The organism is Polaromonas sp. P1_F6, assembly GCF_056405695.1.
The window spans coordinates 23,879-40,930 of sequence record NZ_JBFUBQ010000007.1 but is presented as its reverse complement, the minus strand read 5'-3'; the positions used below and the strand labels follow the sequence as shown (position 1 = coordinate 40,930).

The 17,052-nt window shown below is 63.6% G+C and carries 16 protein-coding genes; 11 read left to right on the top strand and 5 right to left on the bottom strand.

Annotation, left to right across the window (positions count from 1 at the left end; all coding sequences use genetic code 11):
• Window positions 1–67 precede the first annotated feature (67 nt).
• A complete protein-coding gene (ssuE, locus tag AC1DY9_RS18450; RefSeq protein WP_477667270.1) occupies window positions 68–667 on the bottom strand; it encodes an NADPH-dependent FMN reductase in 600 nt (199 codons plus the stop codon).
• Window positions 668–835: 168 nt separating this feature from the next.
• Complete coding sequence (locus AC1DY9_RS18445) at window positions 836–1,876, bottom strand: sulfate ABC transporter substrate-binding protein (RefSeq protein WP_457278584.1); 1,041 nt, start codon at window positions 1,874–1,876, stop codon at window positions 836–838.
• Between the two features lie 145 nt (window positions 1,877–2,021).
• Here AC1DY9_RS18445 and AC1DY9_RS18440 point away from each other — a divergent pair, with 145 nt between their 5' ends.
• Window positions 2,022–2,294, top strand: coding sequence for an oxidative damage protection protein (locus AC1DY9_RS18440; protein WP_457278585.1), 273 nt, complete (start codon window positions 2,022–2,024; stop codon window positions 2,292–2,294).
• A gap of 150 nt (window positions 2,295–2,444) precedes the next feature.
• The gene (mnmC, locus tag AC1DY9_RS18435) at window positions 2,445–4,358 is read left to right on the top strand and encodes a bifunctional tRNA (5-methylaminomethyl-2-thiouridine)(34)-methyltransferase MnmC2/FAD-dependent 5-carboxymethylaminomethyl-2-thiouridine(34) oxidoreductase MnmC1 (protein ID WP_457278586.1); all 1,914 of its coding nucleotides are present in this window, start codon (window positions 2,445–2,447) and stop codon (window positions 4,356–4,358) included.
• Between the two features lie 88 nt (window positions 4,359–4,446).
• Here mnmC and AC1DY9_RS18430 read toward each other — a convergent pair whose 3' ends face one another.
• Together AC1DY9_RS18430 and AC1DY9_RS18425 are read right to left on the bottom strand one after the other, a co-directional pair.
• Window positions 4,447–5,313 carry a response regulator transcription factor gene (locus tag AC1DY9_RS18430; RefSeq protein ID WP_457278587.1) on the bottom strand — a complete coding sequence of 289 codons (867 nt, stop codon included), beginning with the start codon at window positions 5,311–5,313 and terminating at the stop codon, window positions 4,447–4,449.
• Window positions 5,314–5,379: 66 nt separating this feature from the next.
• Window positions 5,380–6,591: an ABC transporter substrate-binding protein gene (locus AC1DY9_RS18425; RefSeq protein ID WP_457279760.1), complete on the bottom strand. Its 1,212-nt coding sequence runs from the start codon at window positions 6,589–6,591 to the stop codon at window positions 5,380–5,382.
• Window positions 6,592–6,857: 266 nt separating this feature from the next.
• Here AC1DY9_RS18425 and AC1DY9_RS18420 point away from each other — a divergent pair, with 266 nt between their 5' ends.
• From AC1DY9_RS18420 to AC1DY9_RS18380, 9 genes are all read left to right on the top strand, one after another.
• The gene (locus tag AC1DY9_RS18420; protein ID WP_477667269.1) at window positions 6,858–7,649 is read left to right on the top strand and encodes a sulfite exporter TauE/SafE family protein; all 792 of its coding nucleotides are present in this window, start codon (window positions 6,858–6,860) and stop codon (window positions 7,647–7,649) included.
• A 44-nt stretch (window positions 7,650–7,693) separates the two neighbouring features.
• Window positions 7,694–9,505, top strand: a complete 1,812-nt coding sequence (locus AC1DY9_RS18415) for a nitrite/sulfite reductase (protein WP_477667268.1) — start codon at window positions 7,694–7,696, stop codon at window positions 9,503–9,505.
• Between the two features lie 20 nt (window positions 9,506–9,525).
• Window positions 9,526–9,921: a DUF934 domain-containing protein gene (locus AC1DY9_RS18410; protein ID WP_457278590.1), complete on the top strand. Its 396-nt coding sequence runs from the start codon at window positions 9,526–9,528 to the stop codon at window positions 9,919–9,921.
• A 5-nt stretch (window positions 9,922–9,926) separates the two neighbouring features.
• The gene (locus AC1DY9_RS18405) at window positions 9,927–10,547 is read left to right on the top strand and encodes a phosphoadenosine phosphosulfate reductase domain-containing protein (RefSeq protein WP_457278591.1); all 621 of its coding nucleotides are present in this window, start codon (window positions 9,927–9,929) and stop codon (window positions 10,545–10,547) included.
• A 7-nt stretch (window positions 10,548–10,554) separates the two neighbouring features.
• The gene (gene cysD / locus AC1DY9_RS18400; RefSeq protein WP_457278592.1) at window positions 10,555–11,511 is read left to right on the top strand and encodes a sulfate adenylyltransferase subunit CysD; all 957 of its coding nucleotides are present in this window, start codon (window positions 10,555–10,557) and stop codon (window positions 11,509–11,511) included.
• Between the two features lie 114 nt (window positions 11,512–11,625).
• On the top strand, window positions 11,626–12,951 hold the full coding sequence (locus AC1DY9_RS18395; RefSeq protein ID WP_457278593.1) for a sulfate adenylyltransferase subunit 1: 1,326 nt from the start codon (window positions 11,626–11,628) through the stop codon (window positions 12,949–12,951).
• Between the two features lie 92 nt (window positions 12,952–13,043).
• Window positions 13,044–13,373, top strand: coding sequence for a ferredoxin FdxA (gene fdxA, locus AC1DY9_RS18390; protein WP_457278594.1), 330 nt, complete (start codon window positions 13,044–13,046; stop codon window positions 13,371–13,373).
• 106 nt (window positions 13,374–13,479) lie between these two features.
• Entirely contained in the window at window positions 13,480–14,583 is a 1,104-nt protein-coding gene (locus AC1DY9_RS18385; RefSeq protein ID WP_457278595.1) for an NAD(P)/FAD-dependent oxidoreductase, read from the top strand.
• A 287-nt stretch (window positions 14,584–14,870) separates the two neighbouring features.
• Window positions 14,871–16,169 carry a purine-cytosine permease family protein gene (locus tag AC1DY9_RS18380; RefSeq protein WP_477667267.1) on the top strand — a complete coding sequence of 433 codons (1,299 nt, stop codon included), beginning with the start codon at window positions 14,871–14,873 and terminating at the stop codon, window positions 16,167–16,169.
• Here AC1DY9_RS18380 and thiD read toward each other — a convergent pair.
• Complete coding sequence (gene thiD / locus AC1DY9_RS18375; RefSeq protein ID WP_477667266.1) at window positions 16,153–16,998, bottom strand: bifunctional hydroxymethylpyrimidine kinase/phosphomethylpyrimidine kinase; 846 nt, start codon at window positions 16,996–16,998, stop codon at window positions 16,153–16,155. The two genes, AC1DY9_RS18380 and thiD, sit on opposite strands and share 17 nt — an antisense overlap.
• Window positions 16,999–17,052: the final 54 nt, after the last annotated feature.

Below are 17,052 nucleotides of genomic sequence, written 5' to 3'. Positions count from 1 at the left end.
AATTCAGCGAATTCAATGGCGCAGGCCTTACACAGCGGCCTGCAAACCCCGCGCACCGGGACGGGCGTCAGACGCTACATCGCACCCGCGAAAAATGCACCGGCTCAAAGCCTGTCGTGGCCGCCATGCGGAAGCTTTCGGCCAGCAGGGTCAGCACCGCATCGTCCAGACGCACGGTGATCTCGGGGCCGACTTCGTAGCGCTTGTCGGCCGACTGCGGCACCTGCGAATCGGTGGCATACACACCGGGCAGGATGTGGCGGGCCGCCAGCGCCTGCAGCACCGGGCGCAGGGCGTAGTCCAGCGCCAGCATGTGGTGCGGGCTGCCGCCGGTGGCCAGCGGCAGCACGGTTTTTTCCTTCAGCGCCGTTTGCGGCAGCAAATCCAGCAGCACCTTGAGCAGGCCGCTGTAAGCCGCCTTGTACACCGGCGTGGCCACCACGATGGCGCGCGCACGGGCAATCTGGTCAATCGCCTTGACGATCGCCGGATGACCCCACTCAGCCAGCAGCAAGGCCTGGGCCGGCAGCTCACGGATGTTCAGCCGATCGACCACCAGGCCACCCCGCAGGGCCAGCCTGTCGCTGACGGAGTCAAGCAGCGCCGCCGAGCGGGACTGCTCAGAAGGACTGCCGGCGATCAGCAATACGGATTGTTGCGAGGACATTATTTGTGGAGCTCTCTGATTTGCATTGATTACCAAGCGGCGTGTGCCAGCTCTCTCATTCCAGTGCCGGCGCGGAACCGGCTTCGCCGGGCCGCAGCGGGCGCCCCCTGGGGGGAGGCGGCCAAAGGCCGCTTCGGGGGGGGTTACTGTTTTGCTTCGGGGGGAAGCCTACTTCCTTGTATAGATCTGATCGAACGAGCCGCCGTCTGCGAAATGCTCTTTATCAGCCTTGGCCCAGCCGCCGAAGGCCTGGTCGATGGTGAACAGGTTCAGCTTGGGAAACTGCTTGGCGTACTTGGCAATGGCTTTCTGCGAAACAGCGGGGCGGTAGAAGTTCTTGCCGGCGATGTCCTGGCCTTCTTCAGAGTAGAGGTACTTCAGGTATTCCTCGGCCACGGCGCGGGTGCCCTTCTTGTCGACGTTTTTGTCGACCACGGCGACGGCGGGCTCGGCCAGGATGCTCAGCGACGGCACGACCACGTCGAACTTGGCGCCGAATTCTTTTTCGAGCAGGTAGGCTTCGTTTTCCCAGGCGATCAGCACGTCGCCCTGGGCACGCTGGGCAAAGGTGATGGTGGAGCCGCGCGCTCCGGTGTCCAGCACGGAGACATTGCCGTACAGCTTGGCAACGAACTCTTTGGCCTTGGCATCGCTGCCGTATTTGCGCTTGGCGAATTCCCAGGCGGCCAGGTAGTTCCAGCGGGCGCCGCCCGAGGTCTTGGGGTTGGGCGTGATCACGGTGATGCCGGGCTTGATCAGGTCGTCCCAGTCCTTGATGCCTTTGGGGTTGCCCTGGCGCACGGCCAGCACGATGGTCGAGGTGTAGGGCGACGAGTTGTGCGGGAGTTTCTTTTGCCAGTCGGCCGACAACCAGCCGCCGTTTTTGACCAACGCGTCGGTGTCGCCGGCCAGGGCCAGGGTGGCCACGTCGGCGTCCAGGCCGTCAATGATGGAGCGGGCCTGCTTGCCGGAGCCGCCGTGCGACTGCTTGATCGTCACATCCTGGCCGGTCTTGGCTTTCCAGTATTTGCTGAAGGCCGCGTTGTATTCGACGTAAAGCTCACGGGTTGGGTCATACGAGACGTTGAGCAGCGTGACGGGCGCTTGCTGGGCCTGGGCGGTCAGCAGTGACCCTGCCAGCGTCAAACCCAAACCGGCCGCCACGGCAGTGCGGGCGGAAACATTGATAAAGTTGCGGCGTGAAGTCATGGTTGCTCTCTTTTCCAAAAAATTGCGTGTAAATGCGAACAAAATGGATTCTGGAAGCAGACCTTAGAAACTGGAACGAATAAAAAATCAGTTCTTTATTCCACAAACATCCTTAGACACCTTAGCCCTACGAAAGAACTACCCCATGGCACGCCTCGTCAAATGCATCAAACTCGGTAAAGAAGCCGAAGGCCTGGACTTTCCGCCCTATCCCGGCCCGCTGGGCAAGCGCCTTTGGGAAGAAGTCAGCAAGGAAGCCTGGGCGGAGTGGATGAAGCAGCAAACCATGCTGGTCAACGAAAACCGCCTGAACCTGGCCGATGCCCGCGCCCGCCAGTACCTGGCGCGCCAGATGGAAAAACACTTCTTCGGCGACGGCGCCGATGCCGTCCAAGGCTACGTTCCCCCGACTCAATAAGGCCCCCACGCTTGTCGCTTCGCGTACTGCGCTGCCCCCCGAGGGGGCCGCTGCGCCTGCGGCCCGGCAAAGCCGGTTCCGCGGCCCCGGCTGGCCTGAAACCGGGGACCACACGCCTGTCACTAACAATGAAACTTGCATTGGTCGGCCATGGCTGAGGTGATCGAGTGGCTGGACGACGGCACAGCCGGCGGCAGCCCCTACAGCCCGCGCTTTGGCGACCGCTACCGCAGCGAGCTGGGCGGCCTGGACCAGGCTAAAGAAGTCTTCCTCAAGGGCTGCGGCCTGCCCGAAGCCTGGGCTGGCCAGCCACAATGGACTGTTCTTGAAACCGGCTTCGGCCTGGGCCTGAATTTCCTCGTGACTTGGGCCGCCTGGAAGGCCGACCCACAGCGCCCTGGCCTGCTGCATTTCGTCTCGACGGAAGCCTTTCCGGCCAGCGCCGAAGACGTATTGCGCAGCGCCCGAACCCACCCTGAACTACTTCCCTTCGCCGAACAGCTGCAGCGCCAGCTGTGGGGCCTGCTGCCGGGCTTTCACCGGCTGGTGTTTGAAGGCGGCCAAGTCTTGCTGACGCTGTGCATCGGCGACGCCAAGGCCATGCTGCGCGAACAATCGTTTGAGGCAGATTCGGTCTACCTGGACGGTTTCAGCCCGCAGCGCAATCCGGACATCTGGGACGTGCACACCTTCAAGGCGGTGGCCCGCTGCTGCCGGCGCGGCACGCGAATCGCCACCTGGACGATTGCACGCAGCGTGCGCGACGCCTTGGCGCAATGCGGATTTGTGGTCAACAAGGTGCCGGGCATTCCGCCCAAACGCGACAACCTGCAGGGTGAGTTCAACCCGGCGTGGGAACCTAAAAAAGCGCAGCCCTCGCCCGCTCGCCGGCTGCCCGGGCGCTGCGTGGTGATTGGCGCCGGCCTGGCCGGCGCGGCTGTGGCGGCCAGCCTGGCGCGTCGCGGCTGGCAGGTCGTGGTGCTGGACGCAGCCGAAGAGCCCGCCACCGGGGCGTCCGGCCTGCCCGCCGGCTTGCTGGCGCCGCATGTCTCGCCCGACGACAACCCGCTCTCGCGCCTGTCGCGCCATGGCATTCGCGCCACGCTGCAGCAGGCCGAGGCAATGCTGCAGGCCGGCGACTGGGGCCGCACCGGCGTACTGGAGCATGCGGTGGAGCACCCGCGCAAACAGCCCGAGGCCTGGCAAACGGACTGGGCCGACGCCGCTGGGGACTGGACAGGGCCAGCCGACGCTGCCCAGCTCAGGCAATGCGGCCTGCCGCCGGATACGCCCGCGTTGTGGCATGCGCGGGCGGGCTGGATCCGGCCGGCCGCCCTGGTCGACGCCTGGCTGGCTGGGCCGGGTGTGCAATCGCACGGCCGATCAGTGGTGAGCCGCCTGAACCAGGCCTCGGGCCAGTGGCAGGTTCTGGATGCGCAGGGCCGGGAGTTGGCCCGCGCCGAACTCGTGGTGCTGGCGGCCGGTTATGCCAGCCTCGAACTGGCTGCCGGCGCCGCAACGAACAAGGCTGGTGACCTTGCACTGCAGGCCATCCGGGGCCAGGTGAGCTGGGGCCTGCATGAGCCCGGCGCGGCCAGCGCACTGCCGCCCTTTCCCGTGAACGGCCATGGCAGCCTGGTGCCCGCGGTGCCCCTGCCCAGCAAGGCCGGCGGCCTGGCCTGGGTCATGGGCTCCAGCTTTGAACGCGACAACACCCAGGCCGAAACGCGGCCCCAGGACGACCAGCACAATTTCAGCCGGCTGCAAACCCTGCTGCCGCAAACCGCCCGTGCACTGGCCGCACAGTTTGAGCCCGGGAAGGTTCAGTCCTGGGCGGGTGTGCGCTGTGCCACGCCCAGCCGCTTGCCCGCACTGGGCCCGCTGGAAGAAAGCCCGGGCCTGTGGGTGTGCAGCGGCATGGGCTCGCGCGGGCTGACGTTTGCCGCGCTTTGCGGGGAATTGCTGGCGGCGAAGCTGCACGCCGAACCTTTGCCGATTGAACAGCGGCTGGCGGAGGCGCTGATGCCGCAGCATGCCCTGCCCGCGCTGATCGTCAATATTTGAGATTTTTAAGCCAAACAGGGCTGAAACCAAGGGGGAACGGGCGCAAGCAGCTATCAAATAGATAGCATTCAGGGCGTAATGAGCGCCTTCACTCCACGCTGCGCAGCAGGCGTTTGAGCTTTCCGGGGTGCAGGGGTTTGCGCAGGCTGCCGCGCGCGCCGCCGAACCATCCGCGCACGGTGTCCAGCGGGGAGAGACGGTTGCCGGTCAAAATCAGATAGGCGATGGCAGGGCGCGATGCCTCCACCCGCTTGACCATTTCCCAGGGCTCAATGTCGGGGAGCTCCATGTCGAGAATCACCAGCTTGTAAAGATGCGTGTCAATCAGCTTGAGCGCTTCGGTGCCGGTGGTCGCCTCGTCTATCTTCACGAAACCGGCCATGGCCAGCCTGGCACGCAGGTAAAGACGCGCGTCGCGATCAGCATCCACCACCAACACTTGAGGGCGCTCCGGCAGGGGCTCCGGGGCTTCCAGCGGCGCCGGCGCGGTAGGCGCCTGCGAATCAAAGTCGAGATCGAGGTCCAGCAGCGCGGTGGATTCGGACAGCAGGTCGAGATCCAGGTCCTTCTCACCACGCGTTTTGCCCGGCGGCAGAGCCTGCGCGGCCTGCCGCCGTTCAGCGGCCAGCAATTCGTCCATGCCGTCAATCACGGCGGTCCACTGCAGCGGGCGTGGAATCACCAGGCGCGCCCTGGCCGGCGGGTTGTCGCCGATCCAGATCAGAGTGAAGTCGTCATTCGCGGGGTTGGCCAGCTCCAGCGCAGCTTCCCAGCTGTCGCCGTCAATCAGCGCCATCAAGGCCTCTTCGGGCGCGTCGGGCGTCCAGGGGGTGTAGGCGATAGGTCGTGTTTCGGAAATGCGAAACACCGCGTTCAGGGCATGACGCTCAACGTCATCAAACCCGAACACTTTTACAAAAACCCGCTTGACAGCCTCACCACCCGTATTCGTCATTGCGCCCGATTATGGGGGGATCGCCGGGGAGGCTTCAAGGAATTCAGCGCCTGCGTTGTCAAAACGTCACTTCATGGCCGCGGCGGGCCTGCGGGCCTTGACATACGCATCGCTTGGCAAATAGGCCTTGCCGTCGGCATAGCGCCATTGCACCATGGTGCCCTTGTGGCCGCGCAGGTCCAGCCTGCCCACATAGGCGCCCATGGTGGACTGGTGGTCAATGGCGCGGAATTCGGCGGGGCCGAAAGGCGTGGAGAATTTCAGGCCACGCAGCGCCACCACCAGCTTTTCGTTGTCGGTGGAATTGGCCCTGCGGATGGCGGCAAAAATCGCCTGCATGGTGGCGTAGCCCACCGCCGAACCGACTTTGGGATATTCATTGAAGCGGCGATAGTAGTTGGCGGCAAAGCTGGCATGCTCGCGGGAGTCGATCTGGTCCCACGGATAGCCGGTGACGATCCAGCCTTTCGGCGTATCGTCTTTCAGCGCATCCAGGTACTCGGGTTCCCCCGAAAGCATCGACACCACCGGCATACGGGAAAAAATGCCGCGCTGGTTGCCCTCACGAACCAGCCTGGCCAGGTCGGCGCCGAAAGTCGCGTTGAAGATCGCCTCGGGTTTTGCCTGCATGGCCGCCTGCAGCGTCGGGCCGGCTTCTATCTTGCCCAGGGCCGGCCACTGGTAACTCACAAACTCGACGTCCGGGCGCCTGGCTTTCAGCAACTCCTTGAATACAGTGACTGCGCTCTGGCCGTATTCGTAATTGGGGGCAATCGTGGCCCAGCGTTTGGCCGGCAACCTGGCTGCCTCTTCGACCAGCATGGCCGCCTGCATATAAGTACTAGGCCGCAGGCGGAAGGTGTAGCGGTTGCCTTGCTCCCAGACAATGGCGTCGGCCAGCGATTCGCTGGCGATAAACACCCGCCGGCTGGCCTGGGCATGGCCGGCCAGCGCCAGCCCGACGCTAGAGTAAAACCCTCCCGCCAGCACATCCACCCTTTCCTTTGAGGTCAGCTCGACGGCCTGGCGCAGGGCTTCTTCGGGTTTGCCGGCGTCATCGCGCGAGATGACTTCGATCTTGCGCCCCAGCAGACCACCAGCCACATTGATTTCCTCGACCGCAAGCTGCCAGCCTTGCCGGTAAGGCTGGGCGAACTGGGGAATGGCGGAGTAGCTGTTGATTTCGCCGATCTTGATGGGAGGTTTCGGGCTGCCCTGGGCGAGCGTCACCGCCGTGGCGCAGGCCAGAAACAAACCGCCCATCAGGGCGGACTTCATCAATTTCACGGGTTTTCTCCAAAAATGGGCAATTCGGTTCGTGCGGCAAGCCCAAAACCGGGCAGCTCATCCGAAAGAGCAGGGACTGTACCAGCGCTTTGTGACGGGTCGGCTGGTGAACGGCCAACCTGAATGCAAGCCTTATGCCGCCAACACGAAAAAACCGTTCGAAACCCGCATATTTATTGGCGAATAAGCTTATCTGCATAACGGCAGAACAAATGTGTAGTTTGTTTTTATAAGTCGCGCACTTACATTCTCCCGCTATGCATGAATTTGCCTTTGTATTTGCTGGTTTTGCCGTCGGCCTGGTTGTGGGTTTGACAGGGGTGGGCGGCGGCTCGCTGATGACGCCGCTGCTGATCTTCTTTTTCGGCATCAAACCGCACCTTGCCATCGGCACCGACCTGCTGTTTGCGGCCTTTACCAAGATGGGCGGGACCGTCAGCCTGGCCCGCGCCCGGGTGGTGGACTGGAAAATCGTCGGGCAAACAGCAGCCGGCAGCATTCCGGCGGCCCTGGCCACCCTTTATATGTTGCAGCGCATGGGCCCGGCCAACCCGGCTACGCAAGCCATCATGACCACCACCCTCGGCCTGGCGTTACTGCTGACGGCTGGCGCCACGGCCTACAAGGTGCTGCGCGGCAAGGCCGCCCCGACCACCATCGCGCCCGAACTCATAGGCCAGGCCACGCGTGCGCGCCACTGGTCGCTGCCGCTGCTGTTTGGCGCGGTCATCGGCACGCTGGTCACTTTGACGTCAGTCGGCGCGGGTGCCATCGGCGTGATCGTGCTGATGCTGCTCTACCCCACCCTGCCGCTGCCGCGCATCGTGGCGGCCGACATCGCCCACGCCGTACCGCTGACGCTGGTGGCAGGCTTGGGCCATGCCTCCATCGGTTCGGTCGACTGGCCTTTGCTCATCAAGCTGCTGGCCGGCTCCCTGCCCGGCATCTGGCTGGGTTCGCACCTGGTGCACAAAACGCCAGACCGCGTGATCCGCTCGCTGTTGTCCGTGCTGCTGGCCTATGCCGGCGTGAAACTGATTTCGATCTGACCCGCTCCTTATAAAAATCCCACGACGTTTGAATCCCGACAGCCATGTACCAATACACAGAATTTGACCGCGAGTTTGTCAAGGCCCGCGCCAACCAGTACCGTGACCAGCTGACCCGCTGGCAGGCAGGCCAGTTGCCTGAAGACGAATTTCGCCCCTTGCGCCTGCAAAACGGCTGGTATGTGCAGCGTTACGCGCCCATGCTGCGCGTGGCCGTGCCTTATGGCGAACTATCCAGCGCACAGGTGCGCGTGCTGGCCAAAATCGCCCGCGAGTACGACCAGCCCAACGCCGCGCTGTTCAACGAAGCCCAGTCCAAACAGGACAAGCTCGGCCCCGTGAACCTGAAAAACGGCCTGTCGGTCAACTCCAAGCTGACCACCGGCTACGCCCACTTCACGACGCGCCAGAACATTCAGTACAACTGGATCCCGCTCGACAAATCCGCCGAGGTAATGGACCTGCTGGCCAGTGTCAGCATGCACGGCATCCAGACCAGCGGCAATTGCATCCGCAACATCACCAGCGACGAGCGCGCGGGCATCGCCGTCGACGAAATCGCCGACCCGCGTCCCTTCGGCGAAATCTTGCGCCAGTGGAGCACGCTGCACCCCGAGTTCGCCTTCCTGCCGCGCAAGTTCAAGATCGCCATCAGCGGCGCCCGCGAAGACCGCGCCGCCACCGCCTGGCACGACGTCGGCCTGCATCTGATCCGCAACGCCGAAGGCGAGCTGGGCTTCAAGGTGCTGGTGGGCGGCGGCATGGGCCGCACGCCGGTGATCGGCACGGTGATCCGCGAGTTCCTGCCCTGGAACCAGATCATGAATTACCTGGAAGCCGTGGTGCGCGTGTACAACCGCTATGGCCGCCGCGACAACATCTACAAAGCCCGCATCAAGATTCTGGTGAAAGCCGAAGGCCAGCGCTACATTGACGACGTCGAGGCCGAATACAAGCAGATCCTGGAACACGATGGCGCGCCGCACACCATCACGCAGGAAGAACTCGACCGCGTGACAGCCTGCTTTGTGCCGCCTGCGCTCAATTGCGACCGCAAGAGCGCCGATACAAAAATTGCCAACATCCTGCGCGCCGCCGCCGAAGACGACGTGGAGTTCGGCCGCTGGCTGCAGCGCAATGTGGCCCCGCACCAGAACCCCGACCTGCGCGCCGTGACGCTGTCGTTCAAGCGCCTGGGCCAGGCGCCCGGCGACGCGACGGCCGACCAGCTCGACATCGCCGCCGATCTGGCCGACCAGTTCAGCGCCGGTGAAGTGCGCGTCACGCACGACCAGAACCTGCTGCTGCCCTGGGTGCGTTGCGACGAGCTGCCCGAACTCTGGCGCGCCGCCCGCAAGGCCGGTTTTGCCAAGCCCAATATCCACCTGCTGACCGACATGATCGCCTGCCCCGGCGGTGATTTCTGCTCGCTGGCCAATGCGCGCTCCATCCCGATTGCCGAAGCCATCACCGAGCGCTACCAGGACATGGACGAGCTGCACGACCTGGGCGAGATCGACCTGCACATCAGCGGCTGCATCAACTCCTGCGGCCACCACCACAGCGGCCATATCGGCATCCTGGGCGTAGACAAGGACGGCCTTGAGTGGTACCAGGTGTCGTTGGGCGGCTCCGATGGTTCCACGCTGAGCGGCGCCTCGGTGCCTGGCAAGGTGGTGGGCCCTTCGTTCACCGGCGCCGAAGTGCCGGAAGTCATTGAAGCAGTGCTCGACACCTATCGCCAGCTGCGCGAAGACGGCGAAACGTTCATTGCGACTTTCCGCCGCGTCGGCATCGAACCCTACAAGGCCGCCGCCAAGAATGCGCGCTTTGCCCCCAACACCGTCGCGCACTGAACACTGGAAAGGAAATCACGATGAAATTACTGCCTTTCAGCGAACAAAGCGGCGCCGAACAACCCGGTACCCTGGTCCTTGCGAACGATGCCGATCCATTCGAGATCACACTCGACGGCATCGCGCGCATTGACCTGCACTTCCCGAAGTTCACCGATGGCCGCGCCTACAGCCAGGCCTTCCTGCTGCGCCGCCGCCGCGAGTTCAAGGGTGAAATCCGCGCCACCGGCGACGTACTGGTGGACCAGCTCGCCCAGATGGAGCGCAGCGGCTTTGACACTGCCGTGCTGCGTGCTGACCAGGACATGGCCGTTGCCCAACGTGTGTTGAGCAGCTACCCCGGCTACAAAGCAGGCAAATACCAGGGCGATGCGGTAGACGTGCAACCCCACTTCAAGGAGGCGGCTGCCGCCTGAACACCATGAGCCTCGACCTTGCAAAAATCAACGCAGAACTCGGCCACAACGCACAGGGCCTGGTGGGCTGGGCCGTGGGACTGGGCCGGCCTGCCATCGTCACCACCAATTTCCGCCCCTTCGAGGCGGTGATACTGCACATGGTGACGCGCGCCAATCCCCGCGTTCCCGTGGTCTGGATGGACAACGGCTACAACACCGAGGCCACTTACCAGTTCGCCGACGAAGTGACCAAGCTGCTCAAGCTGGACCTGCATATTTACCTGCCGCGCCGCTCCCGTGCGCACCGCGAGGCGGTGGAAGGCCTGACCCCGGCGCTGGACGATCCACGCCATGCTGCCTTCACCGAAGAAGTCAAACTCGAGCCATTTGCCCGCGCCCTGCGTGAAACCGCGCCCCAGGTCTGGTTCACGGCCTTGCGCGCCACCGACACCGCGGTACGCGCCCAGATGGACCCGGTCAGCGTCAACCCCGACGGACTGATCAAGGTCGCGCCGCTCCTGCACTGGTCGTCCAAGGACCTTTACCAGTACTGTGAGATCAACGGCCTGCCCAACAATTTTGACTATGTGGACCCCACCAAGGGCGAAGACAACCGCGAATGCGGCCTGCACCTTGCGCACTGACTGACCTATGAACGCCCGCACACCATCCCACCTGCTGCCAGCCGACCCGGCGATCTCCATCGCGCGGCTGTCCAACTCCCATCTCGATGCGCTGGAAGAGGAAACCATCTTCATCCTGCGCGAAGTAGCCGCCGCCTTTGAGCGCCCGGCCCTGCTGTTTTCGGGCGGCAAGGATTCGCTGGTGATGCTCAAGTGCGCGGAAAAGGCCTTCGGCGTGGGCCGCATCCCCTACCCGCTCCTGATGATCGACACCGGCCACAACTTCCACGAAGTGACCGACTTCCGTGACTTCCGCGCAAAAGAACTGGGCGCCGAGCTGATCGTGCGCAATGTCGAAGACTCGATGAAACGCGGCACGGTGCGCCTGGCCCACCCAGGCGAATCGCGCAATGTGCACCAGTCGGTCACGCTGCTTGAGGCGATTGACGAATTCCGCTTTGACGCCCTGATTGGCGGCGCGCGCCGCGACGAGGAAAAAGCCCGCGCCAAGGAGCGCATCTTTTCGCACCGCGACAGCTTCGGCCAATGGCAACCCAAGGCCCAGCGCCCTGAGCTCTGGACGCTGTTCAACACCCGGCTGCAGCCCGGCGAGCACTTCCGGGTGTTCCCGATCTCCAACTGGACCGAACTCGACGTGTGGCAGTACATCGAACGGGAGCAAATCGCACTGCCTTCGCTCTACTACGCGCACCAGCGCAAGGTGGTCGAACGCAAGGGCCTGCTGGTACCGGTGACGGACCTCACCCCGGCACGCGACGGGGAGCAGATCGTTGAAAAGACCGTGCGTTTCCGCACCGTCGGCGACATCACCTGCACCTGCCCGGTCGACAGCCCGGCCGCCACGGCCGCCGAGATCGTGATCGAAACGCTGGCCGCCGACGTGAGCGAGCGCGGCGCAACGCGCATGGACGACAAGACCTCCGACGCTTCGATGGAAAAGCGCAAGAAAGACGGGTATTTTTAGTTCTCCCCCGGACAGGCTTCGCCTGCTCCCCCCAGGGGGCGGCGCCTGCGGACCGGCACAGCCGGACCCGCGGCCCCCACTGATAAAGACCTTGCCACCATTTTTGAGACTGAGATGACCACAAGTACCCACACTACTGATTTGATAGCTGACGGCGCACAGCCAGAAACGGTTGCAGGCCAAAATGACCTGAAACCTGCGTTGAAATTCATCACCTGCGGTTCGGTCGACGACGGCAAAAGCACTCTGATCGGCCGCCTGCTGGTGGACAGCAAGGCCGTGCTGCAGGACCACCTGGCCGGCGTGCAGCGCCAGGGTGAAACCGACCTGGCATTGCTGACGGACGGCCTTTCGGCCGAGCGCGAGCAGGGCATCACCATTGACGTGGCCTACCGCTATTTCGCCACTGAAAGCCGCAAATTCATCATCGGCGATGCCCCTGGGCATGAGCAATACACCCGCAACATGGTGACGGCCGCCTCCAGTGCCGACGCCGCCGTCGTGCTGGTGGATGCGACCAAGCTCGACTGGAAAAACCCCGCGCTGGAGCTGCTGCAGCAAACCCGCCGCCATTCGCTGCTGGTCAACCTGCTGCGCGTGCCGTCCATCGTGTTCGCCGTGAACAAGCTCGACGCCGTGGAAGACCCAACGCTGGCTTTCAGGAACATTCAAGCAGCGCTGGCAACATTCGCCCGGGCCGCGAAAATCCCGGTGAAAGCGACCGTTCCCGTGTCTGCCCTCAAGGGCTTTAACGTGGTGGACGCCCAGCCCGGCTGGTGCGGTTATGAAGGCTTGTCGCTGCTGCAGTTGCTGGAACACCTGCCCGTCACGCCGGCCGAGACCACCGAAGCCTTTGCCTTCCCGGTGCAATGGGTTGAAAAGTTTTCGTCCTCATCCGATACCTCCCAGGGCCGGCGTGTCTTCTGGGGCCGCGTTGCCTCGGGCGGCGTACAGCCGGGCCAGAGCGTGACCATACTCCCCAGCGGCAAGACGGCCGTGGTGGCCCAGGTGCTGGACCATGCCCGCCAGCCCAAGGCCATCCTGGCCGGCCACAGTGCAGGCATCGTGCTGGACCGGGAAGTCGATGTGTCGCGCGGCGACTGGCTGCTGGCCACGGATACCTTTGAGCCCTCACGGGATATCTCGGCCACCGTGGCCTGGATGGACGATGAGCCGCTGGTCGCCGGGCGCATCTACTGGGCGCTGCACGGCCACCGCTGGGTCAAGGCCAAGGTCAAACGCATCGTTCACAAGCTCGATGTCAACACCCTCGCCGAAGAAGACGCCAGCGAGCTGCCGCCCAATGCCATCGGCCACATCGAGCTGAGCCTGCAGGAACCGCTGGCCACCCTGCCCTATGCCCGTTCGCGCATGCTGGGCTCGCTGGTCCTGGTGGACACCGCCTCAAACAAGACTTCAGGTGCCGTGCTGGTCCTTTGACCGGGATCCAAGCCCCGCGCCCTTCAACGACTTAACCCTGCTCACGGAATCCTCTTAAAATTGAGGGTTTCCACCGATTAGCCCCAAATAACATGACTCACATCGTCTCCGAATCGTGCATCCGCTGCAAATACACCGACTGTGTGGATGTCTGCCCCGTGGATTGCTTCCGGGAAGGCCCCAACATGCTGGTGATCGATCCGGACGAATGCATCGACTGCGCCGTCTGCATCCCCGAATGCCCGGTCAATGCCATCTACGCCGAGGAAGACGTGCCGGCCGACCAGGTGGCATTCATCCAGCTCAATGTGGAATTGAGCCGTGCCGCGGGCTGGAAAAGCATCACCAAGCGCAAGGATGCCCTGCCCGACGCCGAGGAATGGAAAGACAAGACGGGCAAACTGTCCGAATTGGTCCGCTAAGCCCTACTAAGCCGGTTCATCCGGCTATTCGGCTTATCCGGCCTGAAGCCACCGGCATCTCGCCCTCCCCGGGCCGCCACGCGCTTTGCAAAGCGCCCCAGGAACCATGGAACCCCAACTGAACCAAGAAGTGATCAATACCGCAGCGCAGCACGACGGTCCCATCGAAACCGATGCGGTGATTGTGGGCGCCGGGCCTGTCGGCCTGTTCCAGGTGTTTGAGTTGGGGCTGCTTGAGATCAAGGCCCATGTGATCGACTCGCTGGCCTACCCGGGCGGCCAATGCATTGAGCTTTACCCCGACAAGCCGATTTACGACATTCCGGCCGTGCCCGTCTGCACCGGCAAAGAGCTCACCGACAACCTGCTCAAGCAGATCGAGCCCTTTGGTGCGACCTTTCATTTCGGCCAGGAAGTCAGCGTGGTTGAAAAGCAGCAGGACGGCCGCTTCTTCGTCGAGACCTCCAAAGGCACGCGCTTTCTGACCAAAACGATTTTTATCGCGGCAGGTGTGGGTGCCTTCCAGCCCAAGCTGCTGCGCGTCGAAGGCCTGGAGAAGTTCGACGACAGCCAGCTGTTCTACCGCGTGAAAAGCCCGGCCGACTTTGCCGGAAAAAACCTGGTGATTGTGGGCGGCGGTGATTCGGCGCTTGACTGGACGCTGAACTTTGTCGCCGAAGGCCCGAACAAGGCCGAGAGCGTGATCCTGATTCACCGCCGCGACGGCTTCCAGGCGGCGCCTGCCAGCGTGGCCAAAATGCGCGAGCTTTGCGATGCCTACGAAATGCAGTTCATCGTGGGCCAGATCACCGGCTACGAAGAAAAAGAAGGCAAGTTGACCGGTGCCAAGGTCACGGGTTCCGACGGCGTCACGCGCGTGGTGCCGCTGGACGTGCTGCTGGTGTTCTTCGGCCTGTCACCCAAGCTGGGGCCGATCGCCAACTGGGGCCTGGACATCGAGCGCAAACAGCTCAAGGTGGATACCGAGAAGTTTTCCACCAATGTTCCGGGTATCTTTGCCGTGGGCGACATCAACACCTATCCCGGCAAGAAGAAGCTGATTCTGAGCGGCTTCCATGAGTGCGCGCTGGCAGCCTTTGGCGCGGCTCCCTTGATCTTCCCGGACAAGAAGATCCACCTCCAATACACCACGACCAGCCCGAAACTGCACAAGGTGCTGGGCGTTGAATCTCCGGTGTTTGACGACTGAGCCGAGCTGGCTCGCTTCCACCTGAAAGCCCGCCGCGTGCGGGCTTTTTGTTGCCTGTACGGCTTACGCAATAGGCCCGCCCGGAATCGCCCTACAATTTGGCTGGCGTCTACACAGGCGCTTTCGCTGGGGGTGTTGCTGCAATTCGTCGTGCGAGTTGCGGCGGCTGAGAAAGTCCCTTTGAACCTGATTTGAGGTAATCCTCGCGCAGGGAAGCATGTTCCGGATGCCCGCTGTTCTTGCGGGCTTCAAGCAGGCCGACCTGGCATCGATGATCGGAACTGCTGATGACCACGACTTCTACTTCTGCTGCCGCCGGCAACACCGCGCTTGCGCCGTTGCCCTCCAGCGACCGCCTGTTCGGCTGGAGCGACCATGCCGCACTGTGGCTCAGCCTCGGGGTGGGCCTGCTGGTCATGCAGATCGGCGCCTACCTGGTACCGGCCGTTGGCACCCAGACAGCCTTGACGGTAATCGTCTGCGGCTCGGTACTTGGCGCCGGCTTGCTGGCCTGGACGGCCAGGATCGGCTGCGACAGTGGGCTTTCCAGCGCCGGGCTGATGCATGCCACCTACGGCAGCAGCTTTGCGCGCCTGCCGGTGCTGCTCAACATTGTGCAGCTCATCGGCTGGACCACGTTTGAGCTTGTGGTGATGCGCGACGGAACAGTGGCTATTGCGCGCCAGTCCGGCAACTTTGCAGGTGCCTTCTGGCCGCTTCTGGCCACTTTGCTGTGGGGCGCGGTGCTGCTGGCGCTGCTGTCGGGCTCCATGGTCAAGCTGGTGCGCAAATTCATAGGCCGCTACGGCTTGCCACTGGTCATCGCCTCGTTGCTGTGGCTGAGCTGGCAATTCCTGGCCAAGGCCAATGCCCAGGGCCTGAGCGCGCTGTGGATGCGGCCAGGCGAAGACGGCATGAGCACGCTGTCCGCACTCGACCTGGTGATCGCAATGCCGGTGTCGTGGTTACCCCTCGTGGCCGATTTCGCGCGCCATGGACGCGATGGCAAAGCCGCGCTGCGCGGCACCTGGATGGGCTACGCCGTCGCCAATATCTGGTGCTATGCGCTGGGCGTGCTGGTCGCCATCACCGCACCCAGCACCGACCTGGTCGCCGCATTGCTGCTGGCGCAAGGCGGCCTGATCGCGCTGGGGCTGATCCTGATCGACGAGGTCGACAACGCGTATGGCGATCTCTATTCGGGCTCGGTAGCCGGCCACAGCCTGAAACCTGCCTGGAGCGTGCGGCGCTGGGGCGTGGGGCTGGCACTGCTGTGCACCGCGCTGGCACTGGTGCTGCCCATGCACAGCCTGGAGCCTTTTTTGCTGATGCTCAGTTCGGTGTTTGTACCTTTGTATGGCGTGATCCTGGCACGGCTGGCCGGCACGGCCGATATCGCTTCGCTGGTAGCCGAACGCAAGGTGAACCCCAGCGCCGTCGCGATCTGGGTGCTGGGCATTGCCTGCTATCACCTGTGCGCCAAGTTCGCGCCGGATTGGGGAGCGGCTTTGCCAACACTGGTGCTGACCTTTGTGCTGGCACGCCTCACTCGCGCCGGAAATCCAAGCCCTAGCGCAGCAGCTTAAGCCGCATCGCGATGGGCGCGTGGCCGTGGTTCAGCGGTCCGCCACCGGCACCTGTACGCACCCGCGCACCGGCCTCCAGCGCCGCGCGCACATAGGCACGTGCGAGCTGCACGGCCTGCAGCAGTGGGTGCCCCAACGCCAGGTGCGCGGCAATCGCAGACGACAGCGTGCAACCGGTGCCGTGGGTATTGGGGCTGGGAATGCGAGGCCCGCGCATCCAGTGCAGTTCGCCACTTTGCGTGGCCAGTAAATCGCTGACCACATCGCCGGGCAAATGCCCGCCCTTGAGCAGCACGGCGCGGGCGCCCTGCGTCAGCAACTCCTGTGCGGCGGCCTGCATGGCCTGCTCATCGCCCAGCGGGCGGCCCACCAACAGCGAAGCTTCGTCGAGATTTGGGGTGACCACCATGGCACGCGGAAACAGCTCCCGCACCAGTACCGCAATGGCCGGGTTGTCGATCAGCACCGCGCCGCTGGTGGCGACCATGACAGGGTCCAGCACCACATTCTGCAACGCATGCCGATCGATCGCCTCGGCCACGGTCTGTACGATGTCGGGCGCGTGCAGCATGCCGATCTTCACCGCATCCGTACCTATGTCTTCGATGACAGCGTCGATCTGGTCGCGCAGCATCTGCGGCGGCACGCCATGGATGGCGCGAACGCCGCGCGTGTTCTGGGCCGTCAGCGCGGTGATGGCCGTCATGCCGTAGCAACCCAGCGCGGCAAAGGTCTTGAGGTCAGCCTGGATGCCGGCCCCGCCGCCGCTGTCGGAACCTGCAATGCTCAGCACGCGGGGGTATTCGTGGTCGAAAACGGTTTCAGTCATGGATGCGGTCATTCGTTTTCCGTGGCCTTCAGGAACACGCGCAAATTTAAGCAG

Bases quoted from the DNA above. Each gene is read 5' to 3' on its own strand.
- AC1DY9_RS18445 (WP_457278584.1), bottom strand. From the start codon at position 1,876: ATGACTTCACGCCGCAACTTTATCAATGTTTCCGCCCGCACTGCCGTG.
- AC1DY9_RS18425 (WP_457279760.1), bottom strand. From the start codon at position 6,591: ATGAAGTCCGCCCTGATGGGCGGTTTGTTTCTGGCCTGCGCCACGGCG.
- AC1DY9_RS18420 (WP_477667269.1), top strand. From the start codon at position 6,858: ATGCATGAATTTGCCTTTGTATTTGCTGGTTTTGCCGTCGGCCTGGTT.
- mnmC (WP_457278586.1), top strand. From the start codon at position 2,445: ATGGCTGAGGTGATCGAGTGGCTGGACGACGGCACAGCCGGCGGCAGC.
- ssuE (WP_477667270.1), bottom strand. From the start codon at position 667: ATGTCCTCGCAACAATCCGTATTGCTGATCGCCGGCAGTCCTTCTGAG.
- thiD (WP_477667266.1), bottom strand. From the start codon at position 16,998: ATGACTGAAACCGTTTTCGACCACGAATACCCCCGCGTGCTGAGCATT.
- cysD (WP_457278592.1), top strand. From the start codon at position 10,555: ATGAACGCCCGCACACCATCCCACCTGCTGCCAGCCGACCCGGCGATC.
- AC1DY9_RS18405 (WP_457278591.1), top strand. From the start codon at position 9,927: ATGAGCCTCGACCTTGCAAAAATCAACGCAGAACTCGGCCACAACGCA.
- AC1DY9_RS18385 (WP_457278595.1), top strand. From the start codon at position 13,480: ATGGAACCCCAACTGAACCAAGAAGTGATCAATACCGCAGCGCAGCAC.
- AC1DY9_RS18430 (WP_457278587.1), bottom strand. From the start codon at position 5,313: ATGACGAATACGGGTGGTGAGGCTGTCAAGCGGGTTTTTGTAAAAGTG.
- fdxA (WP_457278594.1), top strand. From the start codon at position 13,044: ATGACTCACATCGTCTCCGAATCGTGCATCCGCTGCAAATACACCGAC.
- AC1DY9_RS18440 (WP_457278585.1), top strand. From the start codon at position 2,022: ATGGCACGCCTCGTCAAATGCATCAAACTCGGTAAAGAAGCCGAAGGC.
- AC1DY9_RS18380 (WP_477667267.1), top strand. From the start codon at position 14,871: ATGACCACGACTTCTACTTCTGCTGCCGCCGGCAACACCGCGCTTGCG.
- AC1DY9_RS18410 (WP_457278590.1), top strand. From the start codon at position 9,526: ATGAAATTACTGCCTTTCAGCGAACAAAGCGGCGCCGAACAACCCGGT.
- AC1DY9_RS18415 (WP_477667268.1), top strand. From the start codon at position 7,694: ATGTACCAATACACAGAATTTGACCGCGAGTTTGTCAAGGCCCGCGCC.
- AC1DY9_RS18395 (WP_457278593.1), top strand. From the start codon at position 11,626: ATGACCACAAGTACCCACACTACTGATTTGATAGCTGACGGCGCACAG.